At 59.6% G+C, this 26435-nt stretch carries 21 protein-coding genes and 1 tRNA gene; 12 read left to right on the top strand and 10 right to left on the bottom strand.

Annotated features, from left to right (window positions below; translation table 11 throughout):
* A partial coding sequence (locus CLV65_RS08115; RefSeq protein ID WP_211287612.1) for a hypothetical protein occupies positions 1 to 428 on the top strand: 428 nt, incomplete at its 5' end.
* Positions 429 to 649: 221 nt separating this feature from the next.
* Here the strand turns inward: CLV65_RS08115 and codA are convergent.
* The 4 genes from codA to CLV65_RS08100 all read right to left on the bottom strand — a co-directional run bounded on the left by codA (position 650) and on the right by CLV65_RS08100 (position 5424).
* Positions 650 to 1888: a cytosine deaminase gene (gene codA / locus CLV65_RS08110; protein ID WP_094691538.1), complete on the bottom strand. Its 1239-nt coding sequence runs from the start codon at positions 1886 to 1888 to the stop codon at positions 650 to 652.
* Positions 1889 to 2100: 212 nt separating this feature from the next.
* A complete protein-coding gene (locus CLV65_RS08935) occupies positions 2101 to 2400 on the bottom strand; it encodes a hypothetical protein (protein ID WP_211278427.1) in 300 nt (99 codons plus the stop codon).
* A gap of 159 nt (positions 2401 to 2559) precedes the next feature.
* Positions 2560 to 3597 carry a purine-cytosine permease family protein gene (locus CLV65_RS08105; RefSeq protein ID WP_211278426.1) on the bottom strand — a complete coding sequence of 346 codons (1038 nt, stop codon included), beginning with the start codon at positions 3595 to 3597 and terminating at the stop codon, positions 2560 to 2562.
* A 270-nt stretch (positions 3598 to 3867) separates the two neighbouring features.
* Entirely contained in the window at positions 3868 to 5424 is a 1557-nt protein-coding gene (locus CLV65_RS08100; RefSeq protein ID WP_094691537.1) for a PucR family transcriptional regulator, read from the bottom strand.
* A 169-nt stretch (positions 5425 to 5593) separates the two neighbouring features.
* On the opposite strand from CLV65_RS08100, the gene CLV65_RS08095 reads away from it, so the two are divergent.
* From CLV65_RS08095 to CLV65_RS08080, 4 genes are all read left to right on the top strand, one after another.
* Positions 5594 to 6949, top strand: coding sequence for an amidohydrolase family protein (locus CLV65_RS08095; RefSeq protein WP_094691536.1), 1356 nt, complete (start codon positions 5594 to 5596; stop codon positions 6947 to 6949).
* Positions 6950 to 7065: 116 nt separating this feature from the next.
* Complete coding sequence (locus CLV65_RS08090) at positions 7066 to 8457, top strand: amidohydrolase family protein (protein ID WP_094691535.1); 1392 nt, start codon at positions 7066 to 7068, stop codon at positions 8455 to 8457.
* Positions 8458 to 8815: 358 nt separating this feature from the next.
* On the top strand, positions 8816 to 10372 hold the full coding sequence (locus CLV65_RS08085; protein WP_420848408.1) for a ClC family H(+)/Cl(-) exchange transporter: 1557 nt from the start codon (positions 8816 to 8818) through the stop codon (positions 10370 to 10372).
* Between the two features lie 111 nt (positions 10373 to 10483).
* Positions 10484 to 10843 carry a YccF domain-containing protein gene (locus tag CLV65_RS08080; RefSeq protein WP_094691533.1) on the top strand — a complete coding sequence of 120 codons (360 nt, stop codon included), beginning with the start codon at positions 10484 to 10486 and terminating at the stop codon, positions 10841 to 10843.
* 184 nt (positions 10844 to 11027) lie between these two features.
* Here CLV65_RS08080 and CLV65_RS08075 read toward each other — a convergent pair whose 3' ends face one another.
* From CLV65_RS08075 to CLV65_RS08050, 6 genes are all read right to left on the bottom strand, one after another.
* On the bottom strand, positions 11028 to 12503 hold the full coding sequence (locus tag CLV65_RS08075) for an amino acid permease (protein ID WP_094691545.1): 1476 nt from the start codon (positions 12501 to 12503) through the stop codon (positions 11028 to 11030).
* A gap of 415 nt (positions 12504 to 12918) precedes the next feature.
* A complete protein-coding gene (locus CLV65_RS08070) occupies positions 12919 to 14106 on the bottom strand; it encodes an MFS transporter (protein ID WP_094691544.1) in 1188 nt (395 codons plus the stop codon).
* A 587-nt stretch (positions 14107 to 14693) separates the two neighbouring features.
* Positions 14694 to 14769, bottom strand: a tRNA-Lys gene (locus CLV65_RS08065).
* 373 nt (positions 14770 to 15142) lie between these two features.
* Positions 15143 to 15850, bottom strand: coding sequence for a thymidine phosphorylase (locus CLV65_RS08060; RefSeq protein WP_420848406.1), 708 nt, complete (start codon positions 15848 to 15850; stop codon positions 15143 to 15145).
* On the bottom strand, positions 15801 to 17036 hold the full coding sequence (locus CLV65_RS08055) for an NUDIX hydrolase (protein ID WP_094691531.1): 1236 nt from the start codon (positions 17034 to 17036) through the stop codon (positions 15801 to 15803). Before CLV65_RS08055 ends, CLV65_RS08060 begins: the two co-directional genes overlap by 50 nt.
* Positions 17037 to 17215: 179 nt before the next feature.
* Complete coding sequence (locus tag CLV65_RS08050; RefSeq protein ID WP_094691530.1) at positions 17216 to 19456, bottom strand: RNA degradosome polyphosphate kinase; 2241 nt, start codon at positions 19454 to 19456, stop codon at positions 17216 to 17218.
* 907 nt (positions 19457 to 20363) lie between these two features.
* Between CLV65_RS08050 and CLV65_RS08040 the strand changes: the two genes are divergently transcribed.
* The 7 genes from CLV65_RS08040 to CLV65_RS08015 all read left to right on the top strand — a co-directional run bounded on the left by CLV65_RS08040 (position 20364) and on the right by CLV65_RS08015 (position 26226).
* Positions 20364 to 21785 (top strand): CpaE-like family protein, encoded by a 1422-nt coding sequence (locus CLV65_RS08040; protein WP_157847272.1) that lies wholly within the window; start codon positions 20364 to 20366, stop codon positions 21783 to 21785.
* An 85-nt stretch (positions 21786 to 21870) separates the two neighbouring features.
* Positions 21871 to 22866, top strand: coding sequence for a TadA family conjugal transfer-associated ATPase (locus CLV65_RS08035; protein WP_244569168.1), 996 nt, complete (start codon positions 21871 to 21873; stop codon positions 22864 to 22866).
* A gap of 135 nt (positions 22867 to 23001) precedes the next feature.
* Positions 23002 to 23787 carry a type II secretion system F family protein gene (locus CLV65_RS08815; protein ID WP_157847271.1) on the top strand — a complete coding sequence of 262 codons (786 nt, stop codon included), beginning with the start codon at positions 23002 to 23004 and terminating at the stop codon, positions 23785 to 23787.
* Positions 23784 to 24377: a type II secretion system F family protein gene (locus CLV65_RS08030; RefSeq protein WP_157847270.1), complete on the top strand. Its 594-nt coding sequence runs from the start codon at positions 23784 to 23786 to the stop codon at positions 24375 to 24377. Before CLV65_RS08815 ends, CLV65_RS08030 begins: the two co-directional genes overlap by 4 nt.
* Before the next feature lie 736 nt (positions 24378 to 25113).
* On the top strand, positions 25114 to 25299 hold the full coding sequence (locus CLV65_RS09050) for a DUF4244 domain-containing protein (protein ID WP_094691542.1): 186 nt from the start codon (positions 25114 to 25116) through the stop codon (positions 25297 to 25299).
* Between the two features lie 49 nt (positions 25300 to 25348).
* Complete coding sequence (locus CLV65_RS08020; protein ID WP_244569166.1) at positions 25349 to 25738, top strand: TadE/TadG family type IV pilus assembly protein; 390 nt, start codon at positions 25349 to 25351, stop codon at positions 25736 to 25738.
* Complete coding sequence (locus CLV65_RS08015; RefSeq protein ID WP_094691525.1) at positions 25726 to 26226, top strand: Rv3654c family TadE-like protein; 501 nt, start codon at positions 25726 to 25728, stop codon at positions 26224 to 26226. Before CLV65_RS08020 ends, CLV65_RS08015 begins: the two co-directional genes overlap by 13 nt.
* Positions 26227 to 26435: the final 209 nt, after the last annotated feature.

Genomic DNA, 26435 nt, shown 5'->3' with positions numbered 1-26435 from the left:
GCGACTGGAACGGCGACGGCAAGGACACGTTCGGCATCCGCCGCGGCAACGTGTACTACCTGTACAACTCGCTGTCTTACGGCTCCGCGCCCGACGTGACCGTGGAGTTCGGCAGGTCCACGGACCAGGTCCTGGTGGGCGACTGGGACGGCGACGGCAAGGACACCCTGGCCGTGCGCCGCGGCACGACCCTGTACCTGCAGAAGTCGATCTCGTCGGCAGCGGTGTCCACGTCGTTCGATTTCGGCAGGTCCACGGACCAGGTCCTGGTGGGCGACTGGAACGGCGACGGCAAGGACACGTTCGGCGTGCGCCGCGGCACGACCATGTACCTGTCCACCGCGCTGGGGAGCAAGTACGCGGACGTGACGATGGAGTACGGCAGGTCCACGGACCAGGTGCTCGTCGGCAACTGGGACGGCAAGTAGAAGGAATAGTTCGACTAGGTTGACAATTCCGAAAAGCCAGTAGCTGCTAGTGATTGAACGCCAGCTTGGCGTGTCCTAACCATGCAATTGGGCTGCCATCCTCGAACAGGATGGCAGCCCAATTGCATTTCAGTCTTTGCATCTGTGCTATCAGCACGTCGTTGTTCTAATCTCAACATGTCTCTCTGGCGGATTTTTCGGCGAGGCGGCTATCACGCCCCTCAGAACGCCGTGCTCACGCTCTTTGCCTTTGTCTGCACAATGACCTTGCCATTGCGGATGCTGTAGAGGGTCTCTGCATTCTCGTTGAGTGCATGATAGAAGTTCGGCGCATTGAGCACGATGCAGTTCGCGGGCTTGCCTATGGCGATGCCATAGTCTGTTGCTGCGATGTGCAGTGTTGTTGCACCGTTGTATGTCACGAACTGATACGAATCCATAATCTGCCCATATCCCATGATCTGCGCGGCATAGAGTCCCATGCGCACCACGTCGAGCATGTTGCCGGCTCCTAGTGGACTCCACGGGTCTTGGATGTCGTCTTCGCCAAACGCAATGTTGATGCCGGCTTCGGCGAGTTCCTTTACTCGCGTCAGGCCGCGGCGCTTAGGATACGTGTCGAAGCGTCCGCCGAGATGCATGTTGACCAATGGGTTAGATACGAAGTTGATTCCCGACATCTTCAGCAACCGGAACAGTTTGTACGTGTAAGCGTCGTTGTATGACCCCATCGCTGTCGTGTGGCTGGCAGTGACACGATTCCCCATGCCGCTCTCGTAAGCAAGGGTCGCCAAGGTCTCCAGATTACGCGAAGCCGGATCGTCAATTTCATCGCAGTGCACATCCACCAAACGGTCATTGCGTTCAGCAAGTTCCATAAGAAAGCGCAGAGATTCCCGCCCATATTCGCTCGTGAATTCGTAATGAGGGATGCCTCCCACCACATCCGCGCCTTCCTTGACGGCTTCCTCCATGAGTTCTTTGCCGTGAGGGAATGAAAGAATGCCCTCCTGGGGGAATGCCACGATCTGCAAGGTCATGAACGGCGCAACCGTGTCGCGAAGGTCAAGCAGAGCGTGGAGCGCTGTGAGGTTGGGGTCGGTCACATCCACATGGGTGCGCACATACTGGATGCCGTTTCGCGCCATCATCTGCAAGGTGCGCAGTGCCCGGTCTGTGACGTCTTGCTGGGTAAGTGTCTTCTTGCGTTTGGACCAAATGCGAATGCCGTCGAAGAGCGTTCCGGTTTCGTTCCATTCTGGGTCGCCGGCAGTAAGCGCTGCATCGAGGTGCACATGCGGATCCACGAATGGCGGAATGAGCACACCACCTTGACCGTCTATGACTTCCTCACTCTCATGGGGTTCTATCGCGGGCGCGAACTGCTGAAACGTGCCGTTCGCAATGCGAATATCCGTTTGCTCGGGTGCGTTTTCGATATGAACGTTGTGAATAATCATGATTGTCTCCAATCTGTTGTGGTGGAACTTGTGCAGTAATGCCTGCTGTGTGACCAATTGCGGTGCCGCTGCGGCAGCTGTGTTATCTCAGCAGCAGTGCTGCCGAATTGGTAATAATTCGCCCCTGCCCCAGCGTCAATCGACGGTGCGGCAGGGGCGAGATGGAAACGATAGACAAGAGGTGGACCTGCGCCGAGCTGTGCTGGCGGCCGTTATGCTAATTTCGCGTTGCTCTCAGCGATATGCGTTGCCTTTGCCAACAGGTAGTACAGTCCGCCGGACGTCAGGATTCCTGCGAGCCAGGAGAGGTCAATGCCGCCCATCGCGTTGGCAATGGGACCTTGGAAGATGGGCAGGCCGCCATAGCTGAACATCCACGTCATAAGCAGACCAGCCAGGAAGGCAACCATTGCCTGCCAACGCACAACGGGAATGCCGTCCTGGCCAGGTGCCTTGAGCACGGAGGCAAATTCGTTGCGATGGCGCTCAATGATGTAGAAATGCACGAACATGATGCCGCCCCACACGGCTGTCCAGCCTGCAACGCTGGAAAGCCAGCTGTCGAGTGTGGTACCGATGTCGTTGAGAGACAGGAACAGACATACGCCAAGCCATGCTATGACGCCGACGAAGACGTTGATGATGCGGCGGTTGACCTTGAGGTCAAGGCATTACACGGAGAGCGTGAAGCTGTAGATGTTGAGGATGTTCGTCGCAATCGGACCATGAACGACGAGCAAGAGAACAGGGATGGCAAGGGCGCCGAAGTTGTCGACGATGAGCTGGCCAGGATCGATGCTGCCGGACTTGGTGGCGAGCGTGGCGCCAAGCAGGCCAAGCCAGACGACGGGAATCAGTTGGCCGAGCGCACTTGCGCCGAACAGCTTCTTGTGAGGCACGGCTTTGCTGACGAAGCGCGAATAATCGCAGGCGTAGGTGAGCCAAGTGAAGCCCCAGCCGATGCCGATTGCCGTCATGATTGAAGAGATGACGGCAATCTTGTCAGTGCCGGTCCCGCTGAGCGTGCCAGCGTAGTTCCAATCGATGCCCATGAAGCCCCATGCAGCGATGGTCATAGCGAGTAGAATCGCCACAGTCGGCGGCACGGTCCATTTTTCGAAGGTGGAGATTGCCTTGTAACCGAACAGCGACACGATGACCTGGATGATCATGACCACCGCACCGATGCATGCTTTGAGCGCAAAGTGACCGGCGATGGAATCGACCAAGCCGACTTTCATAAGTAGCGCCGTTATGAGATCGAGCACCACCCACGTGTTGATGGCGCACCAGCCAATGACGACGGTCGCTTGGATGACGGAGGGCAGGTAGTTGCCGAACCTGCCGAATACGCGGCGTCCGAGGAGCATGCCGGTGAGACCGGTGCGTTGGCCGAGCAGCACCATGAGTCCGAAGATGGACATGCCGATGATGTTGCCGACAGCAATGACCGCGAATGTTTCCCACAGGCCAAGTCCCATCTGCACGCCCAGTGCTCCCAGCAGCCAGTTGATGGGAGCCACATTCGCGCCAAACCAGACCCAGAATTGCCCCCAAAGGCTTTTTGTTTTCGCTTGCTCAGGAACAACGCTGAGGAAGTCCTCGTAATTCGTGTTGTCAGATCCCGATGGACTAGAAGCGCCTGATGCGACAGAAGAGTGCGAGGGCGAGGTGTTTTCGAACGATGGCGAAATCGTAAGCTGTGCCATGATGCACCGCCTTTCAATGATTATCCGGTGACGCCGGAGATTGTTGCTGGAGATGAAGCTGTTGGCTCTGCGATTACTCAAGTCCAGTCCGCAGATGCGCTGGAACAGAAAAGTTCACCAGTGCAAGAGCTTTTGCATCGATGACGTCTACTATGCGGAGAATGGTTTGCCCGATGATGAACCATCCGTTACATGGCTTTGGAAGACATTAGACAGATTGTCAAAGGGCTGTGCTGGAGGCGGGTGGAGGTGATGGGAGTGGCGGTGGTGTTAGTGGCGAGCGACTGCGCCAGATGATTGGTTCCCCGTGGCCCGCAGGGCGCGAATGAGCTCGGCGCCCATCTCAAGCAGTGACCATGCTCTCAAATCGGATTGGGGTATATCCGCAGCCAGACTGATGCGTTCCAATCTGCTATAAAGCGTTTGGCGGGAGATTCCTAGCAGTGCGCATGCAGCACTTTTGTTCCCGCAACAGTCATGCATTGCGCACAGTGTGTCAAGGGCATCGCCGGTGGCTGTGAAGAGCCAGGGGGAGCTTTGGCAGATGAAAGTCGTGATGGCCGTGCTGGTGTCGGCTTGGTGCACGAATCTGCGGTAAGCGTAGGAATCAAGGGATGCTACTGATCCCCAGTCGGGCCAGGCCTGTCGCATCGCGAATCTCAAGGCTGCTATCGCGTTGAGCAAGCTTTCTCCGTCGTGGATGGCATGCCCGGCGATAATTCTGATGGACTGTGTGCCGAGTAGTGCTTGGAGGTGACTATTGTCGCGGAATGGCAAGCATGGTGATTCCTCCGGACCGTTTGTGTCGGATGCTGTCAGCATGCATACGCCGACAATTCCCTTGGAATCACAATGCATGAGACACCGTGGGCGGAGCTCGTCGAGCAACGGAGAGAGCTGTAGATAGTCGTTGCTGAGGTTTTTGATGGCGAGCGCGAAGGGGATGCAACGCACGTCCTTGGCGAGTCCCAGTGCTTGCATCATTGACGAGGCATCTGCGGCTTCTTGCGCTGATGCAACGGTGCCATCAATGTTCCCACTGAGCAGGCGCTGCGTCATTTTAATGCGAATGGTGAGCGTCATGAAGGCCGGCAGTACGCGTGACAGGCTGGCAGTTACCTGATTGAGAGTTTCTGCACTGAGTGGAGTGATGCTCTGGGAAAGCGTAACGGTGGCAATCGTGAAGCCGTCCTGTGTGATGTCAAGTACTGCAGTTGCGTGAGTGTTCGTAGAAAAGGCGGTGGAACCGCTTGGCGCGTTCGAACTTGCGGCGCTCGCAGTGATGGACCCGCTCGAATCAAAGATGAGCACTTTGCCTCCGGTAGCATCAGCTAAGGCGGCGGCGACATCCTGCGTTGAGCGTGCGTGTGAGAGCTTGGCGTTGAGTCGAGTCATCACATTGTCCACTGCCATGTGGGCGAGCAGCTGTTGTTGCGTGATTCGGGTATTGATCGCTTGGCATAGCTTGACAAATGGTTGGCGTTTGCGCAAACCGATGATGGGGATTCCTCGCTTATCGCCTTCGTCGGAGAGGGACGCAGGAACGCTTGTGAAGAAATCCACGAGTTCTATGGCCAATCCACTGACACCTGTCTGCGCCAGCGAATCCACATAAGTGCGCAAACTGGCATCGTCATTATGCTCGGCGAGTGCGCTTCCCTCGATGATGAGGAATTCACCGCCGAGCAGAAACTGCACGACATCGAACCGCTCATGCGTATAGGCCCATCGCACAGGGTTATTCAGCGCGTCATCTCCGCCGGCAACAATCGGGTCGCATTCGCGGAATACGGGGTCGCGAAGCACATCGAGCACAGTGAATGGCATGACATTTTGTCCAATCTGGGTGTCGGGTTACACACGCGGCTTTTACCGCTGGGCAACCGTTACTGCCGATACTGACATCACCTAAACAGTTCAATACGTCAAATGCATTACGAAGTATCGCGATGGCGGCAACGGCATGGCGTGGCAATTCTCGGTGAAAGGAGTCCCGATGCAGGCAATCACTCATGTGATCATCGTCACCGTCGATTCGAATGATACGGTCATACGCGATGGCATGCTGCTCATCGACGGAACAGGCTTTGATTATGTGGGGGAGATGGACGCGGCTCGAATTCCGCGTGACGCGGACATCATGGACTGCAAAGGCTGCTATGTTGCGATGCCCGGTCTTATCGACACCCATAATCATTCATCATTGATTCGCGGTGTAGACGAGAACCTTGATTTAGTGGACTGGTTGCCCGTCTACGATTTGGAGCATCGGACGTGCACGCCACAGGATGCGCGCCAGGCTTACCGCCTCGGCTATCTCGAATGCCTGCTGAACGGCACCACAACGGTTCAGGACATGCACCGTCACATGGACCAGGCGGCAATTGTCGCAGGGGAGATGGGGCTGAGAGTGTTTCTCGCCCCCTACGCCGCTGATGTGCCGCCTTACGATTTCTTTGAAACAAGCGACACCAACGAGCGGCTTATCAAGGACTGGCACGGCGCATTTGACGGTCGAGTACAGGTGGAAGCCGGCATTGAGGACGTCTTTTACTCGAGCGACGTGATGTATCGCCGAGCGCTCGAGATGCATGAGAAATACGGTGTGCGCATCCACACACACGGGCCGGAGCACCCTGAGGAGGAAGACACGGCTCAGACGCGTTTCGGTATGTCTATCACACAATTGCTTGCAAAACGTGGAATGCTGGGCGATTTCCTGTCACTAGGGCATTGCGTGCCCATCAGCGAACGCGACATGGAACTGATTGCACAAGCCGGTGCCAGCATCTGCCATTGCCCGATTTCGGCCGCGAAGCTGGGATGCGGCACAGCACCAGTCAAACGCATGGAAGAAGCAGGCATCAATGTGTCACTGGGAAGCGATGGCCCCATTGATAACAACAGCATGAATTTGTTCCAAGAGATGAAAGTCGCATCGCTTATGCAAAAAGCCCGATACCGAGATGCCAAGATTTTTGATGCCCGGCACATGCTGCGCATGGCGACGATCAATGGGGCGCGCTCGCTGGGTATGGAAGATTCCATTGGCTCGCTGGAAGCGGGGAAGCAGGCAGATCTCATCATGGTGGGGCTCGACCATCCTAGTTTGCGGCCGGTGTGCTGGAACGAGACGTCCACGGACACGAATCTGCTGTGGGCGCTCGTCTTCGCCATGCAAGGCAATTTTGTCGACACGGTCATCGTGGCCGGCAAGACCCTCGTGCGCCATGGGCATTTACTCACCGATGATGAAGACGAGATTTTGGAGTCAGCGCAGGCACAGGGAGTGGATTGGATGCGGCGAAGGAACGCAGCTTTCAATCAGCTTCTCGCGCCGATACGCGATTAATCGCTGGCACTTCTCATCACGCAAATCTTTCTGTTTTTTCATCATTCGGAATTTTCAACAATCGGCAAACCGATAATTCAAACTTCCACATTCCACACCAGACAAAGGAGCGAATCATGACCGCACAAACCACACAGATTGTCCAGGCGACAACCACCGCATCCTCAACCCCTGCGCGCACCCTCTTTATCAATGCGCACATCGCCACAGGTCAGCCTGGCAGTACAGTCGCGCAGACCGCACCATTGCAAGACATCCTTGCGGAGAACGGTCGCATTGCCGCCATCGGTGAAGGTCTTGCGTCCACGCTTGCTGCCCAAGGGTACAACATGGCGGACGTGGAAGTGGTTGATCTGGGTGGCAAACTCGTGTGCCCGCCGTTCTGTGACACACACCTGCACCTCGATTACGTGTTCACCGCCCGCAAGCCAGGCGCTGTGAATGAAAGCGGTACATTGTTCGAAGGCATTCAGCGGTGGAGCGACACCAAATCCGACCTTACGGTCGATGAGATCAAGAGCCGTGCCCGCAAGGCCATCGCGATGGAGCTGCGCCACGGTGTGCAATACATCCGCTCCCACGCTGACGTGACCGACCCCAACCTCACCTCCCTTAAGGCCCTGCTTGAGCTCAAGGAAGAGCTCAAGGACGTCGTGACCATACAGATTGTCTCGTTCCCTCAGGAAGGCATGTACTCTTACGAAGGCCCACATGGCGAGAGCGGTGCCGAACTCGTAGAGGAAGGCCTGCGCATGGGGGCCGATTGCGTCGGCGGCATCCCACACTTCGAACAATGCCGTGAATTCGGCGAAAAATCCATGCACACCGTCGTTGAGCTCGCCAGCAAATACGACAAGCTCATTGATGTGCATTGCGATGAAACCGACGATCCGAACTCACGCTATGTCGAGCTGCTCAGTGCCTTGGCCTACCGTGCGGGCATTGGCGAGCGTACTACCGCCAGCCACACGTGCTCTCTGGGCTCCGTCGACAACGCCTACTTCTTCCACCTGACGAAGCTGCTCAAGGCCGCGCACATCAATTTTGCGTGCGCTCCCACGGAAAACCTGTATCTGCAGGGCCGTCAAGACACTTTCCCCAAGCGTCGCGGCATCACGCGCGTCAAGGAGCTCACGGATGCCGGCATCAACGTCTCGCTTGGTCAGGACTCCATGCAAGATCCGTGGTATCCGCTGGGCAATGGCAACATGATGATCATCCTTGACTATGTGCTTCATGTGGCGCAGATGATGAGCTTCCCCGAAATCGATGACGCGCTGAAGTTCCTCACAGTCAATGGCGCCACAACGTTGGGAATGCGCGACAACTATGGCGTGGAGGTCGGCAAGCCAGCGAATTTCGTGGTGCTGAACGCTGATTCTGTGTTTGATGCGGTGTATGAGCGGTGCGATGTGATCCGCTCCGTGCGCGGTGGCCGCACGCTATTTTCGGCACATACTGTTGTTGAAGGAAATGACGAGGTCTTGGACGGGCTGTTGTTGCGCTAACGGTATTCATGGGACTTGTTTGGCTGATTCCGCACTGTATGCCTATTGGACGTGGTTATCGCGCATCCATAGGCCCCATTGTTGTTCGCAGCCGGCCGCCGCTGCATGAGAGCCGGCTGCATACAATAGGGGAGTGAATCCGCGCCCCGATACACCAGCCAGCCCGCATGACGAACGACCCGACGGCAGTTCTGCCATCGCTGTGCCCGATTCCGCCGCTGCGACAACCGAGGGAACGACCGCCGAGGACGCTTCCTCCCCGCAGGCCACCACTCCCGCCCCTGAGGGCGCTGCCGCCGCACAGCCACATGCGTCCGCCTCCACGCCGCCGCACAGAGCCTCGCGCGTCATACGCTTCATGTCGCACACGAACCAAGTCAAGTGGGTCATCGCTGGAAAAGCGGCGCTATGCGGGGTGATCGTCGGCGTGCTTGTGGTCGCCTACCGCGTGCTGCTCGCCTGGGGCACGGGACGCGCAGTGCTGATCTATCGCTGGCTGCATGGCAAGCCGTTGTGGATCGTCGGATGGTGCGCGCTTGCCGTCGCCGCCGGTCTGCTGATTGGCTGGATGGTCAAAAAGGTGCCGATGGCATCTGGCTCCGGCATACCACAGGTGGAAGGCGTGCTGCTCAAGGGATTGCACATGGCGCCGTTGCCAATTCTTGCCGTGCGATATCTCGGCGGAGGTTTGTGCAGTCTCTTCGGCATGTCGTTGGGACGTGAAGGTCCCTCCATCCAAATCGGCGCAGCCGGCAGCCAGCTGCTGTCGCGCAAGATACGCGGCTCCCATAGCGAGGGGCGACTCCTCGTGGCGGGCGGTGCGGCAGCGGGTCTGAGCGCCGCCTTCAATGCGCCTCTGTCCGGCATGATGTTCGCCCTCGAAGAGGTCTACCGCAGTTTCTCACCCCTCGTGCTGCTTTCCGCGGCGGCGGCGAGCTTGGTGGCGGACTTCGTGTCCAAGAACTGGTTCGGTCTCACTCCCGTGCTGGACTTTTCAAGCGTGCCGCAGATGCCCGTCTGGAATGTGCTGTGGATGCTTCCCCTTGGCATCGTGGTGGGGCTCGTCGGTTCACTGACGAACCGTGTGCTCCTCGGAGCGCAGACGTTGTATGGCAAACTGCCGTGGCAGGCGCGGGCGCCGATCAGCCTGCTCATAGCCGTATGCGTGGGCATGCTGTTTCCCTATGCGCTGGGTGGCGGTGAATCAATGATCGGCATCAGCGAAAACCTCACGATGTCGCTGGGCATGCTTGTGCTGCTGATGGTCGTCAAGATGGTGTTCACTGCCACCAGCTTCGGCAGTGGCGTTCCCGGTGGCATCTTCATGCCAATCCTTGCCATCGGCACGGCATGCGGCGCTGCATGCGGTATGGCAGTTTCGCTGTTGGGGCTCATTCCCATGCGCTATGTCACCGCATTCGCCGTGTATGGCATGGCGGCGGCGCTCGCGGCAAGTGTCAAAGCGCCGGTGACCGCAATCATGCTCACCGTGGAGATGACGGGGTCGCTGGTGCACATGCTGCCTGTAGCATTGTGCGCGTTCACGGCGTTGTTCGTCTCCGATCTGCTGCACACGAAGCCGATTTACACGGAGCTGCTCGACCGCTATATGCGCTCGCATGAAGGGGCGGAGCATCAGCAGCATGGCAATGCGATCATGGAGTTTCCCGTGGAACCGGGCAGCATGGCCGATGGGGCGCTGGTGGGAAGCCTGGGCCTGCCTGCCAGCGCGCGGCTTGTGACGATTCTGCGCGGCCCCGTCGAGGTGATTCCATACGACTCCACGCGTGTGGAGCCGGGCGATTACCTGGTGCTGGTGTTCCCCACGGTGCACACCCAATCCGTCAACGAGGCGATGACCCGTGTGTGTAAAAACTTCCGCGGCGCCACCCGTGTGAATGATTCCTCCCAATAATCGGCGCATAGCTCCTGCGTGTGATTTGTGGCTTTTCGCTGTCTGTGCTATTGGTGGTACAACAAACAGGGAGATAATCAACACAACGGAAACCAAATCAGGGAAGCGGATATGAAAACCATTGCCAACATCATTTGGATTGTGCTCGGCGGCCTTGAGCTTGCGGCTGCATGGGCGATTGTCGGAGTGATTCTGTGCATCACCATTGTCGGCGTGCCGCTTGGCATGCAGTGCTTCAAGGCGGCGGCCGTGTCGCTTACGCCGTTTGGCCATTATGTGGAGTACGGCGGCGGCGCTGGTTCGGCGGTTGCGAATTTCTTCTGGATCATTCTGTGCGGGTGGTGGCTTGCCGCGGGATATGTGTTGGCCGGCATCCTCAATTGCATAACGATCATTGGCATTCCCGCAGGATTGCAATCGTTCAAGATGGCAAAGCTCGCCTGGGCTCCCTTCGGCGCTGTTATCAGCTAACGATGAGGCACATCTTGCGGTGGGATGCATCAATGACGAGAGACAGCGAATGATAAGAGGCGTCAGCGCTTGATGCGTTATTGACGCGTGACAACAACGCATGCCAATAACGAAACGGCAGTGGTGGGCGTGGAAGATCCACGCGCCAGTCACTGCCGTTTTGCGATGGTGTGAGAATTACGGATTAGTTGCGTTGACGCTTGGCGTATTGCTTGCTCGCGGCGCGGGCGGCGTCAAGCCGTGCGTTCTGCACGCGCGACATCACCTCGTATGCCACGAACAGCACGACGAGCCAAATCACACCGGCATACACGGCGATGCGATACGACGCAGAGAAGCACATGAGCACCGCGATCATCACCTGGAATGCGATGACCAGGTACGGTGTCACAACATGGCCAGGAAGCTTGAATTCGATGGCATCCAACGCCTCCTTGCCATGCATTCCCGCCAAGCGCCCCGGTCCGTTGCCGGCGGCGACTTGTTTGCGGAAGTGCATTTCGGTAAGCATGACCATCGACCAGTTGATGAATGCGGCAATGGTGGCGATGCTCATCAGATAGTTGAACGCGAACTCCGGCCACAGGAACACAACCACGACGGCGATCACCGTGACTGCGGCGGAGGTGAGCACGCCGGCGCGAGGCACGCCGCGCTTGTCGAGCCGCGCCAGATATGCGGGCGCATTGCCTTGCTTGGCAAGGGAATACAGCATGCGCGAATTGGCGTAAAGCCCGGAGTTATACACGCTCATCACGGCGGTCAGACACACGAAGTTAAGGATTCCCGCAGCGGCGTGCACGCCCACGGAATCGAAGATCTGCACGAACGGGCTGCTTGAACCGTCAATGGTGTTCCAGGGCACCACGGCCATGATTACGCCCAATGCAGCCACATAGAACACGAGGATTCGCCAGATGATGCTGTTCGTGGCCTTGGGGATTGTGACGCGCGGGTTTTTGGTTTCGCCTGCCGTGATGCCGATGAGCTCGGTGCCGCCGAAGCTGAACATGACCACGACAAGTGCCATGAGCAGGCCGGACCATGTGCCGTCCGCGCCATGGGTCAGCCATCCATGGGGCATGAAGCCGCCGTCGATGGTGAACCAGTTGGCGAATGATGCAGGAATGCCTGATTGCGTCGGCAGTTTCGCGATGATGACGGCAAGACCGCCCACGACCATGGCGATGACCGCCACAATCTTGATGATGGCGAACCAGAACTCGAACTCACCGAACTTGCTCACGCCCATGAGGTTCATTGCAGTGATGATGACAAGGAACACCGCTGCCGACACCCATGCGGGAATCGCCGGGAACCAGTACTGCACGAATGACCCCACGACGGCGAGCTCCACCATGGAGACGAGGATGTAATTGAACCAGTAATTCCATCCTGAAATGAATCCGGCGCGCTTGGACCAATAGCGCGTGGCGTAGTAGCTGAAGGCACCGGCCTTCGGGTCTTCCACCGACATTTCACTCAGCGCGCGCACAATCAAGAAAATCGCGGCACCGCCGATGAGATACGCCAGCAGCACGGATGGCCCGGCCAGCTGAATGGATTCGCTTGAGCCATAGAACAGGCCGGTGCCGATTGCACCGCCGAGCGCGATGAGCTGGATGTGGCGGTTCTTCAGCGATTTGCGCAGCCCTGGCATGTCATTGGCGGGATCCTTGGCGGTTGCGTCCGAGTCTGCCTTCTGTGCTGTGTTTGCCGTTTGTGCTGTTTTCTGCGTTGCCTTGCGCTGCGCACCTGCGCGCTGCGAAGGCCTGTTGTGAGCCGCCGAACGTTGCGACGGGCGGCTTTGCGCTGAATTCTTCTTCGGCGCTTTGCTCATGCTTCCTCCCTGAATCCTGAATCGACGCGATGAATCGACATCCGAATCGACCGTGCTGTTGCATATTGCCGATCCATGTATGTCGTCAATCCGTGTACGGTCAGCGTGCCACATTCTAGCCGATGACAGTCGTCACCTACCTCATCCGCTCAAATCCGCCCTTAGGAAGCACAAGCTTGCGAGGCGCGTATGGCCGCGAGCAGTCGGCATGACCGACACGGCGATGCGCAAAGTCCTACACCTCGATCTTCTCCAGACGTTCCAGCGCGGAGCGGCGGCGTTCGTATTTGTATGAATACACGGCAAGAAGGATTCCTGCGGCTGCTGTGAACGGGGTGCCGGCAAGACCAATCGAATGATAGTTCATCGCGGTGGCGGTCAGCGCGGCGCCTCCGACCACCGATCCCATGGCGTTGCCGAAATTGTAAGCAACCTGCACTGCGGCTCCTGCAATCAGCTCGCCGCCGCCCGCACCGGCCTGCACCATCAGCAATTGCTGTGGCGCGGAGTTGAAGAACATCGAGAACGCGATGATGAACGTAAGCACAGCGGTTTCCGGGCGGGAACCAGGGATGAAGAAGACGGCAAGCAGTCCAACGACACCGATGAATTGCGACAGGGAGGCCGTGCCTCCCGGAACCCAGCGGTCCGTGAGACGACCACCGGCGATGCCTCCACACACCATTCCGGCGCCGGCAAGCACCATCAGCATCGGCACCAGCGCAGAAGACCAACCGCCTATGTTCTGCAACCACGGCGATACATAGCTCCACCAGCAAAACAGACCCGCGTTGCCGCCAAACACCGCAACAATCACAAACCATGGCCCCGGATGACGCAGGAACGCGAACTGGCCCTTGATGCCGACATCCTTGATGGGCGGGATCATGGGAATCCACGCAATGGTGAGCACGATGGTCATCGCTGCCCATGCGGCGAGCAATCCGAACGCATATCGCCACGACATCGTTTCGGCGAGCAAAGTTCCCGCGGGCACGCCGAGCATATTCGCCACGGTCTGGCCGGTCACCATCATCGAGACGGACCGCGCCTCCTTGCCGCGCGGCGCCACAGTGCGTGCGACCAGTGTGGCGGTGCCGAAGAACGCTCCATGCGGCAGGCCGGAGACGAAGCGCGAAATAAGCAGCATCACCTGACCGGTGGATAGCGCGCTGCCCAAGTTGCCGACCACAGCGATCGCCATGAACGCGATGATGAGGTTGCGTGGAGGCACGCGGCGTCCGCAGATGAGCATGATGGTGCCAGCACACACGCCGAACGCATAGGACGAGATGTAATGCCCCGCCACGGGGATGCTCACATGCGTGGCAGCGGCGGCCTGGGGCAGGATGCCCATCATGACGAATTCCGCTGCCCCGAGGATGAATGCTCCCGATGCCAAGGCGAGCAGGCTGCGGCGCAAGGCGCCGGGCGACAGGTCCGGTCGTTGCGATGGCTGTGCTGGTTTGATGGCAGGTGCATTCTTGGGGTTTGGGGCGGTTTGTACGTTCTGTGCGCCCTGTGTGGTCTGTGCAGTCTGGGTGTTCTGAGTGTTCTGTGCGTTCTGAGCTGTGTGTTGCGTTGTGTTATGCACTGTGGTCCTTCCACATTCCTGTGACGTGGTCGGTGAATCCGTGTATGAATCCGCGTGCCTGAATCCATATGCCGAAGGGAAATCATGGCAATGCGGTGGGCATGAAAAATCCCCAGGCGCGGTGGAATGGAATGTGTGCACCCAGGGACGTGTCTTCCGCGAAGCGGAAAACATCTAGAAGCATATCACGTCTTGCGGCAGCAAGATGGTGCGGGTTTTATTGGATTTTTCCAAAAGCCGCATGAACGTTTGCGTGATGCGCATTTGAGCTGCGGATGCTTGCGTCATAAACATCTGTGCAACAAACATTGCGTGGTGAACGTTGCGCGGTAAACGTTTGCGCGATGCCACGCATTGCGTTGCATAAGATGCGTAATAAAGACAAAAGGCACCCGCAGCGAATGAGATGCCTTGCGTGGTGCCCCCCGTGGGACTCGAACCCACAACCCACGACTTAAAAGGACGCTGCTCTAACCATTGAGCTAGAGGGGCAACGAATAAGGATTATACACGTCATTGCGCAGACAGCAAATGGCGCCCTGCGTCAGCGTTGGCTTACGGAGATTTTGCGAAGCAGGAGCGGCATCCGGAAGGCGAGACCTGCACGGGTCCGGGCGGATGAGCATCGCAGCAATGAAAGACTCGCGATGGAATCCTTGTACCGTTGGCAGCCGTGTGAACGTGCAAAGCATAAAATCAACGCATAAAAATGCATCGAACCGCGAAAGCGCCTGTCGGCGCGAAGGCCGCTCGCAGCGGCAAAAAATGAAGCCCGGGGCTTAAGCACGGTCCGATGCAGCACCCATCATACGGCACATGCGCCAGTGATCCTGTGCGTGTGTCGCACGATGGGTGCGTGTGGCAATCAATCCAGCCGGCCTTCCCGCCACAGCTTCGCCGCCACGGTGAAGTCCTTGGCGGTGCGGTGCAGGGATTGCGCAGTGGATTCGCCGCGCTTCATCGAAATCAAAGCACGCGCAATCACATCGCAGAAGGCTCCGGCACGCTCCAACGCCATTGCGAAATCCCCGGTGAAAGCGCCAGAAAGAATGGAGTCTGCGGTATTGGCAATGTCTTGCGCTGTGGGCGCTTCGTCGATGCCGGCCACTACGGATGCCGGGCCTGCCGCGGGCTCACCCACGCGCCAGATGCGCGACAGCGCGTCGTCATTGCGTTGCATCCATGTGCGCAGCATATACAGCCGCCACAGAATGCCGGGGAGCGTATCGGAATCCGAATGACTCCACAGCTCCGCCACAAGATCAACGCCTTCGGTTTCCACCAGATTGAGAGTACGTCGCACCACTTCCGGGTCGGCTGTGTGATGCACGCGATCGAGCAAGGAAGCAGCGGTCGCATGGCTCATATCGCTGAGCTGCTGGGGGTCAAGCCCTCCGGACATATGGTCCATGAGCGCAGGATCGAGCTGTGCAGGCCGCGCAAAACGCTGGCCGGAGGCGAATCCTGCCCCCGTGGCGCGCATGGAGCCGTAACCGCTGGCGCTTGAAGCGCCACGAGACGAATCAGTAGACAATGGGGCCAACTTTCTGAATGTCCACGATGCGCGGGCCATCTGCCGTGGCGATGAGGCTCAGGGCAAGGGCATGGCCTGTGGGCATATAGGGGTTATTTTTCGGGACAAGTTTCGCAACCGAGTCATCGATGCATAGCTCCCGCACGTGGTCGAGCATGCCGCCGATTACCGGTCGGTGCATGCACACGGCTGCGGCGCGGCAGGTGTCGGCGCAGTGTTTCATCTCATCGTACAACGCCTCCCATGCGGAATCCGGATCGTCGGCGAAGGCGTCTTCAGTCAGGCGTGGTTCTTCTGCGACGCTTTGCCCGGATTGCATGGCGTAGATGCCGATGGTGTCGGCGCAGCGTTTCCACGGTGATGTATACAGATCGACGGGGGCGAAGCAGGCGATTTCGCGCGACAAGGCGTATGCCGCCGCCGCTCCGCGCGGCATGAGGGGGCGCAGATCGTCCGTGGCGCTCCAGGATTTGCGGCTTTCTGCCTTGCCGTGGCGCACGAGCAGGAATGTCGTGGCGAACGCAGTGCCATTCTTGACGCGGCGCACGAATTCATCGGCGAGTTCCTTGTCGCATTTGCGGGTGAGCCATTGCCTCGCTTCGCGTGGTGTCATCCACAGCACGTCGCTTATTTCGTTCTCATCGGCGTGATACACCGGGCCGAACGGGTTCTGCCGCGCTTGGGCGGTCGCATCGTCCAGTGGGCGTGCGATCCAATAATCCACGGTCTTGCGAACGCCGCGCGGTTTGATGCCCTTCGTTGAGCTTTTGCCTTCGTAAGCCAGATCGTATTCCGTGGTTTGCAGATGCGATTGCATCCCGACCTTGATGCCGGTTTCCTCGCCGATTTCGCGCACGCCGGCATGGAACAGCGATTCGTTTGTCTCCAATTTACCCTTGGGCCAGCTGATGTCGTCGTATTTCGTACGGTGAACGACGCATAGTTCCAATCCAGCAAAAGGATCGTCGGCATGATCTGCGGGATTCTGGCTTACCGGTGTCATGGAGTTTGAGGTATCGGAGTTTGAGTCGTCGTGCGTGTGGATACCAGACGCGGGTGTGTTGGAGTCTGAGGTATCGGGCGCTGGGACGTCGGGCGCAGGGGTGTCGGATGCTTGCTGTGCAGCGTGATCCGTGGGAAGCGAACCATTGGGAATCGGTTTGTGGACGCCAACCCAGCGGTAGATGATTCCGCCTGCTGCGTGAATTACATGAATGTTAGACATGATGGGATTCTTACTCGAGTTTCACGAATACAAAGGCATGATACGTGATTGAGGGCATGACCGGGAATGCCGCTGGTGCAGATCGCATCCGGCGATCCGTTTTCATGGCGGATGCGCAAGCGGCATGGGGTGATGCGGGCGACGCAAAAGCGCGGCACCTTTCGATGCCGCGCTGTGTGTCAGTTGTTGATCGCTCTGATCGGGCGCCGCGTATGCTGCCTGATCAGCACTTCCTGGCAATCGATGAGCGGTTTGCCGTTCTCATCCACCGAATGGCGCACATACGTGCCGTCCGGCTGCATATGCCAGCTGCTGGTGGAATCATCCATCTGCAGGTCAACGTACTTGATGAGTGCTTCGATTTGCTCAGGCTGCGTGATGCGGATGAGCGCCTCCACGCGGCGGTCAAGGTTGCGGTGCATCAAGTCAGCGGAGCCAATCCACACCTCGGGGCCGGACTGCGGGCCTTCGCCGATCTGCGGGCCTTGCGAATTCGCGAAGGCGTAGATGCGGGAATGCTCGAGGAATCGACCGAGGATCGAGTGCACGCGAATGTTCTCGCTCATGCCGGGCACGCCGGGCTTGAGCGCGCAAATGCCGCGTTCGACGATGTCGATCTTCACGCCCGCCTGGCTTGCGCGATACAGGGCGTCAATCGTGGCTTCGTCGACAATGGAATTGACCTTGATCTTGATCCAGGCTTCCTTACCGGCGCGTGCGGCGTCTTCCTCTCGCTGGATGCGCTCGATGATGCCGCTGCGCACGGTGCGCGGAGCGACGAGCAGGCGGTGGAAGCTCGACTTCGGTGCATATCCGGAAAGCTGGTTGAACAGGCGCGTAAGGTCCTGTCCGACCACGGGATCGCAGGTGAGCAGACCGAGGTCCGTGTACAGGCGCGCGGTCTTCGGATTGTAGTTTCCGGTACCCACGTGGCAGTAGCGGCGCAGGCCGCCATCCTCCTGGCGCACGACGAGCGAGAGCTTGCAGTGCGTCTTGAGGCCCACGATACCGTAAACCACATGCACGCCAGCGCGTTCGAGCTTGCGAGCCCACGCGATGTTGTTTTCCTCGTCGAAGCGGGCCTTGATCTCAACGAGCGCCAGTACCTGCTTGCCTGCCGTGGCGGCGTCGACCAGCGCATCGATAATCGGCGAATTGCCGGATGTGCGGTACAGCGTCTGCTTGATGGCGAGCACCTTCGGGTCGGCGGCGGCCTGTGCAAGAAATGCCTGCACGGACGTGCTGAACGAATCGTAAGGATGGTGCAGCAGGATGTCGTGTTCGCGGATTGCGGCGAAGATATCCTGCGCTTGGCTGGATTCCACGGCGGCGATCTGACGATTCGTCGTGGGGATGAACGGCGGGTACTTCAGGTCCGGGCGATCGATCTTGCCCAGTTCGAACAGCACCTTGAGGTCCAGCGGTGCCGGCAGACGGTACACCTCGTCAGGGGTGACCCCCAGCTGGGTCGCCAGCAGCTGGGAAAGGAACGGACTCGTCGCGTCCGAAAGCTCCAGGCGAATCGGAGGTCCGAAGCGGCGGCGCAGCAGCTCTCGCTCCATCGCGTTGAGCAGGTTTTCGGCGTCGTCCTCTTCCACGTCGATGTCTTCGTTACGGGTGAGGCGGAATGCGCGGGCTTCCTTGATGATCATGCCGGGGAACAGCGAGTCGAGATGCGACAGCACGAGGTTCTCCATCGTGATGAAGCCATAGCGTGCATGGCTTTCGTCTTCGTGCGTCAGGTCGTCGACCGGCACGAGGCGAGGCATGTTGTCAGGGATCTTGACGCGGGCGAAGTGCGTCTTGCCGCTCACTGGGTTCTCCACGAGCACGGCGAGGTTCAGGGAACCCCCGGAGATGTAGGGGAACGGGTGGGCAGGGTCGACCGCCAACGGCGTGAGCACGGGGAACACCTGGGCGCGGTAGAACTTGCTCAGGCGCTCCTGCTCCGGGAGCGTCAGCTGGCTCCAATTGAGCAGCACGATTCGCTCTTTGGCGAGATCAGGCAGGATGTGCTCGATCGTGTAGTGCGCGTGCTCGTCCTGCAGGCGGTGTGCTTCCTCGCTGATGGCGCGGAATTGCTGGCGCGGGCTCATGCCAGCGGCGCTGGGCACGGCGATGCCCGAGTCGATGCGGCGCTTGAGGCCTGCGACGCGCACCATGAAGAACTCATCGAGGTTAGATGCGAAGATCGCGGCGAAATTCGCGCGCTCCAGCATAGGCAGCGTGGTGTCTTCGGCAAGCTCCAGCACACGCTTGTTGAACTTGAGCCAGCTGATTTCGCGGTCGAAGAACCGATCCTTCGGCAGCGGTTCGTAGTTGCGAGAGCGCGTGTCTTGCTTGTTCTCGGTTTCCGCGATGTGCTCGGCGATTTGGCTGCGCAATATCGCCTTCGCGGGTTCGGTAAACTTTTGGACCATACCTTTACTCTATTGCGTTTCGTGTCGCGGCTCACAGAAAAAGCGACCGAACGGTGAACAATTCACGGTGTGTTCACCCATCGGTGGCGTGCGCAACGAGGTTGTATGCGGTGGGTTCTGTGCGATGGGTGCTGTGTGGTAGGTCCTGTGCGGTGGGTGTGTCAGCAACGTGGGCTGTGTGAGCGCGTCCTGACAGCAGGGCGAGGGAGCGGCAGGAACGGAATCGGTCGCGCGGAATTGGACGCGGAATTGGGTCAGGGTATCGGACGGGATGGAATCGGGCAAGAATCGGGCAAGAATCGGGCGGATGGGATTGACTCACGGAGTCGCACGAGAGGGGTTGGGCAAACGAAAAGCCGCCCCTCCATCCGGAGGGGCGGCCATCGCACAAGCGCCACAGAAGCGGAATCTCAACACAACAACTCTGTTGTGGCGGTAAGCCTTAAATAAATCCGCCCAACAATTTGGTATTCCTTCATCCAATCGAACTTGTGGGCTCCGCTGTTCTGTTTTGCTTGTACTTCTATTATGCATGTATTTTCGTTGAAATCAAGCCGAAAACATGAATCTTCACATTTCAACGAATGTGGTGGAAACTTGTCGATTTGTTCGTTTTTGTGTTCGAATCATGTGCGCAAGGCACGTAATATGAGCGAACATGATCGTATCTGTCGGCTTGCGGCGTGTCGCGATAGTCACACGCGGTGCCGGGACGTTTGCCTGGGTCTCGCCCGAGGTCCGTAATCGCCAATCCTGCAAGCCAAAATCTCATCAGCGAATAATGCGGACCTCGTTATAAGCAAGCGATGGGGCAACGAACTTATCCGCAAAAGAAGTTATCCACAAAATTGGCATATTCCTCGGTTTCGTCTCCGCGAGGCAGCCATATGTGGTTGCCTTGGCTGCTATGACACTCTTTCCATCGAATTGCCCATCGATGCGCGCGACGCAGACGGCGCACGCCGCGCCATCGGTCGCCATGCCACCCCTTGCGCTTTCGCCACATTCTGGTGTGGATCCGGATGGCGCGGCGCTTAGGGCTGCGGCGATTCCGACAGCTATGGATAATGGCGGCGACTCCCGGCAGCATGCTGACATCCTTGTGTTTGGCTCGGCGAACGCGGGATGCGGTGTGTCGGTCACGGCGGCGTGTTGTGCGCGGATGCTGGCGCAGGAGGGTGCACGGTGTGCACTGGTGGATGTGGATTTTGAGGCGGGCGGGCTGGATGTCACGCTGGGTGTGGAGGATGCGCCCGGGTTGCGCTGGAATGCGATTACCACGCCGTTGGGGCGCATGGATCCTGAGGCTTTGATGCGTGAACTGGTCGATTGGGATGGCGTTGCGTTGCTGGCGTCGGATTGCCGGCAGACGCAGGTGCCGCCGTGGTGGAATGTGACGGCGGCGCTTGATGCGCTGGCGCAATGTTGCGATGTGGTGATTGTGGATGCCGGCAGGGGTGGCATCGCCCGGGCGCTCAAGCGCGGAGGCCTAGGCGGCGTGTCGTCGGGTGCAAATGGGGCGCCGCAGGCGCTTGGAGTCAATAGTGCGCTTGGAATGCCTAGGGCGAATAGGGCGAACATGATGAGTGGGGCGAACGTTGCGGCTGCGGTGACGGGTGCGGCTGTTGACCGTTCGAGGCAGGCGGCGCTGTCGCCTCCACCACCTCCGTCGCTTCCGCGCGGCGTACGAACGCTGGACGGGACGCGAGCGGAATCGGGGGCGCGAGCGGGGCGCGGAATACAAGCGGGACCGGAAGCGCGCGTGGAATCGGCGCGCGAGATTCGCTGTGCGGAGAGCGATGTGTGGCTAGTGGATCCGGCGTTGAGCGATACGCAGCTCAGTGGCACGCGTAGTTCCGTGTCCGGCGCAGAGAAGTCGCAGGTGGCGGTGGCGGATCTGGTGCCTGATGCAGGGCTTGCGCAGCGAAATCTGGAATCTGCAGGCGGACTGCGCGTACGAGAGATACAGCTGGTGGAGCTCAGTGTGCTGGGGCTGGCGCGCGCTCAGGCATGGCATGAGTGCAGGAGGCGTGATGCTCGGGACGTGCGCACGGCGTCGGTGGATGAGTGTGCGTCGGCGTTGTGCGGCGTGACAAGCCGAGTGCTGGTGGGCGTTGTACCTGCGGCGTCAAAGGCGATGCGCCCGGACCTTGGGGCGCGTGATGCCGAGGCGTACTTGAATGAGCCGGTGCTGGGGCCCTTGCCTCGGAGCCGCCGACTATGCGCTGCTGTGCTTGCCGGCGAAGGCGTGGGGGAGGTCCCGCGCAAACTGGCTGCTGTGTTGCGCCGCGCACTGCATGAGGTGGGGGTTGATGATGCGCAGCGTTGAAGTGTTTGATGGCGATGGCGCTCCCGCGCGGTCCGGTTCCGGGCGTTTGGGCTCGGGAGTGCTTTTCGGGCCATTGGAGTCGGTCATGCGCGAGCCTGGCGTGACGGATGTGGCGGTGACTCCGGACGGTCGTGTCTGGGCTGACCGCGGCAATGGAATGGAGCGGCGCACGATTGCGCGTGGGTTTGCATCGGAGGCTCAAGTGCGCGCGTTTGCCGTGCAATTATGCGCGCAGATGGGAAGGCGGCTTGATGATTCGCATCCTATTTGCGATGCCGGCACGCTTGATGGCGTGCGCTTGCATGCCGTCATTGCGCCGATTGTGCCGTTCGGTGCATCGATCAGCCTGAGGCTTCCTTCGGCCCAATCTGCATCATTGCCGCAACTGGTGGCGGCTGGGACGCTGCCGGCTTCGTGGCTGGGGGTGCTGGAGGGGTTGGTCGCTGCCCATGCGACCGTGTTAATCAGCGGTGGCACGGGAAGCGGCAAGACGACGCTGCTCAAAGCGTTGCTGCAACAGTGTGATCCCTCGGAACGAATCGTGACGGTGGAGGAGACCCGCGAATTGGGGTCGCTGGGGCATGATGATTGCGTGTCGCTGGTCACTCGTGAGGCGAACATCGAGGGGGCCGGCGAAGTGGGGCTATCCGATTTGGTCAAGGCAACGGTGCGTATGCGCCCTGATCGCATTGTGCTGGGAGAGTGCCGCGGCGCTGAAGTGACCGATTTGCTGCGGGCATTGAATTCCGGTCATCGCGGCGGGATGGCGACCATTCACGCCGATGGCGTCGAGAGAGTGCCGGCTCGTCTCATCGCATTGGGATTGCTGGCGGATGTGCGCCCTGAAGCTGTTGCGGCAATGGCCGAAGGCGCCTTCGACGCAGTGTTGCACGTGAAACGTGGGGCTGATGGAAGGCGTTGGCTCGCACAGATCGGCATATTAGCGATGCGTGAAAGCGTGACGGGCGGTGCGGCGCGTCTGGTGGGTGTGCCGTTGGCTTCATGGGATGGCGGTGGAATCATGCAATATGCCCCTCAATGGGATGATTTTTGCCGATTCGTGGATTACGGGCGATGGTGAAGGCCGTGCATTGGCTTCATGGGATGAAAGTGCACATAAAGAGACAACAAATAAGAAAGTAAGAACAGAAATATGTGCATATTTGTGTGGATATGTGGATTATGGGGCGGAAATATCCGAGAACGGGAGTCATGAATGGCTGGCTTGGCACAGATAGCCGGTGCGTGTTGCGCTGTCGTGGTGTGGTTGGCGGGAGGGCGCCGGCAGAAAGCGATGGCCCGACTGCACGGGATCGTTGATGATGCTGCCTGCGCGACACGAGGCGGATTGGATGGCATGGGCGGGCGTGGCGCATGCGCTCCAGCACACACTGGCATGAAGACCGCCACAGGCGACATCGATGCTGCATTGAGCGCCGTGAACGCTCGGTTGAAGGCGGGTGCTGGGCTGCAGGAAGCGTTTGAAGACTGTGCCGGCTTCCGTTTCGCTACGGCTGGTCTCACGGCACGGCGCATTGAGATGACGCTACGGGCGCGTGGGGTGGGTGATGGCGCTGATGTGAATGCCGCCGCGCAAAGCGTGGCATGGGCGTGCGCGCTTTCCGCGCAGGCGGGGTGCGATGCCGGCTCATGCCTGGAGGCGGTGCGTGTGGAATGCGCGCGACAGCGCGACGCACGGCGGAACGCTGACCAAGCGCTCGCTATGCCGCTTGCGACAGTGCGCATCCTGATGGCGCTCCCGCTGGTGACACTGCTGGCGGGTGAGGCGATGGGCGCTCGCCCGATGGCGTTCCTGCTGGGGAATCCCGCAGGATGGGGGATGCTAGGCGTGGGCGCGGCGTTCGAAGGCTGTGGCATTGCGTGGATGCGATGGCTGGTGCATCGCTTCGGAGTGCGTGCGGGATTGGCTGGATCGGCTGGTCCGGCTGGGTCGGTAGGGCCGGCTGGGTCGGCACAATCGAAACGGGGGAGCCTGACATGAGCGTGGCGGCATGGGTGGCGTGTGGAGCAGCTGTCGCATGGGTGGCATGCGCGCACGGCGGCGGCAGCGAGGCCTTTTCGAGAATCGCGGGCAGACGGTTGCGTTCATCGACGGGCGCGGACCATGAAGTCGCCGCAGACGATGACGCGCTCATGCCCGAGCCCACGATGATCTTGGAACTGATGATGGTGGCGTTGCGCGGAGGCGCTTCGATACCCCACGCTTTGCGTGTAGTGGGAGCGTCTGTCGGCGGTCCGTTCGGCAAGGCGGCGTCGGATGTAGGGGACTCGCTACTTGCAGGCAATGAATGGGAGTCGGCATGGCGCCAAGCGCTCGCGGGGCCGGCGGACGTGGCACTCGCCACTGTTGAGGAGGCGATGGAACCGTCATGGCGGCATGGGTCATCGCCATTGCCACGTATGGAAGCGGCGGTGGATGCATTGGGGCGTGAGTCGCATGACCGAATGGAACGCGAAGCCGCTAAATTGCAGACATCCGTGCTGATGCCTGTGGGACTGTGCTTTTTGCCGGCGTTCATTGTCGTCGGCGTGATGCCGGTTGTCGCAGGGTGGGCGGCGAGCTCTTGGTAAGCCGCGACAGGGCGTGACTGTGATCGCGGCAGGGCGCGATTGTGATGCGGCGGCGTGCTTTGCCATGCGGGGACAACCGTCGTCGCATTCTGCCGTGATGTTTTCTTTGGAAGCTCTCTTCTTTGATTGCTCCGTTGTGTCTCCTGCGGGGAATGCCTCTGCCGAATCGTTGCATCGTGGGATATCCACATGCCTCGGCGAGAGGAAGGTGCAGGCGCTGATTTATCCACAGTGCCGTCAATTTTGTGTTTGTCGCTTCACAACGGTCCACATTGGTCAAAATCCCCTCGATTCCACGCCGCGTCATGACATTGTGGGAGGCAATCCCGGGTCATCCGGAAGGCCACCTGTCGGTGGTACTGCGCGGCAGGCATAGCCATGCGCCGCGCACAAACATCAGAAGGAACCACACCATTAGGGAAGATCACAAAGAAAGAGGACCACGATGACCACTACGTTGACGCGAATTGCATCCCCTGAGGGGCCAGGCTCTCACGGGATGGGTCTCATCGGCTTGACACGTGGGCGTTTGGGGCTGGCAGCCATCCCCAACACCGCCATCACGCCTCAGAGTGAAACGACGCAGGATCGCGATGAGAAAAAGGCGACAGAATGCCATCGTTCGACGGATTCCATGCACATCGCCAACAGTCGCGGCTGGTGCTGCGGGTGCCGCATTGGTTGTGGCGAAGGGCTGGCAGAGGAGCACGAACTGCCACAGTCTCATCGCGAGAAGATGCTCAGGAAGTATTGCGAAGCGATGGCGAAGTTGCAAGGCGAGGATGGCGCGACCACGGCGGAATATGCCGTGGTGCTTGTGGCGGCGACCAGCTTCGCGGCGGTGCTGATGGGCATCCTTAAATCAGACGCTGTGAGGGAAGCGTTGACGTCCTTGATCACGCGGGCACTGAGCGTTGCGTAGGCGGGGCGGATTCGCAAGAACACAGCATGGACGCAGCCAGCGGGGAGCTGTGACGGCGGAATTCGCCGTGATACTTCCCGCTGTCGCCGTGCTGGCTATCGTGCTGTGCTGTCTTGGCCGTGCGGTGGTGGTACGGATCCAATGTCAGGACGCCGCCCGCATCATCGCTCACCGTGCTACACAGCAGATGCAGTCGGACGCCGCCTCGGCCACCGCAGTGGCGGGTGAGCTGGAGCAATGGGCGGACGACATGGCGTCACGACTCGCTGGCTCTGGCGCTGATGCCACGCTCACGGCGGCATCCGGCGACTGGGGCGCTGGCGGAATGGCAGGCGAGGGCAGAGGCATCGATGTGCGTGTGCGCGCCGCTGTTGTGCCCGACCCGTTGCACATGCTGCCCGCGGCGGTAGAGGGACAGGCGTTCGCATGGTCGCCATGATGCACGTCGCGGCTGCGGCGGGAGATGGATACGGTAGGTGCCGCGAAAGCAACATGTGGTGCACCAGGGGTGGCATACAGCGCCTCGGATGCGGCAGATGCCGCCGTCTTCGGCATGCGGGTCGTGGCTCGGGCACAGTGGCGGGGCTCATTGCGATGCTGGTGGTATTCGTGATGCTCGGCGCCGCATCCGCCATGGGAACTGTTGCCATGGCGAAAGCGACGGCCGGCACGGCGGCGGATGAAGCTGCGCTCGCAGCGGCAGCGCGGCTTTATGAAGGCTCGGGCACAGAAAGGGCGTGCGCCATCGCCTCAGTGGTTGCGCAACGCAACGGTGCAGCCATGCACGCGTGCTCCGTCCAAGGGGAGGATGCAATCGTGACCGTGGAAGCGAATGCGAACGGATTGGCTGTCGCAGGACGTGCGCTGCCGGGCGTGCGCATCCGGGCGGTGGCGCGGGCTGGCCCCATTGGCTGTGACATGGATTGAAGGAGACACGAATGCTGCAGTTGATATGGCTGGAGCGGTTATGGCTCACCATGATGCGGGCCAGATGCGGATAACACACGGGTGAGGCGTGGACGAGACACGGACAAGACACGGACGAATGCGCGACGACGCTCGGACACGCCGAGCTATGCACACCCCGCGCGGCTAGAGGCTGAATCGTCTCGACATTGGCGCACCACTAGGTAATC

Origin of the sequence: Pseudoscardovia suis (genome assembly GCF_002797875.1) — a bacterium.
In the GTDB taxonomy this organism is placed as follows: domain Bacteria; phylum Actinomycetota; class Actinomycetes; order Actinomycetales; family Bifidobacteriaceae; genus Pseudoscardovia; species Pseudoscardovia suis.
The sequence above is the reverse complement of the archived record's forward strand: the minus strand, read 5'-3'. Positions and strand labels throughout refer to the sequence as shown.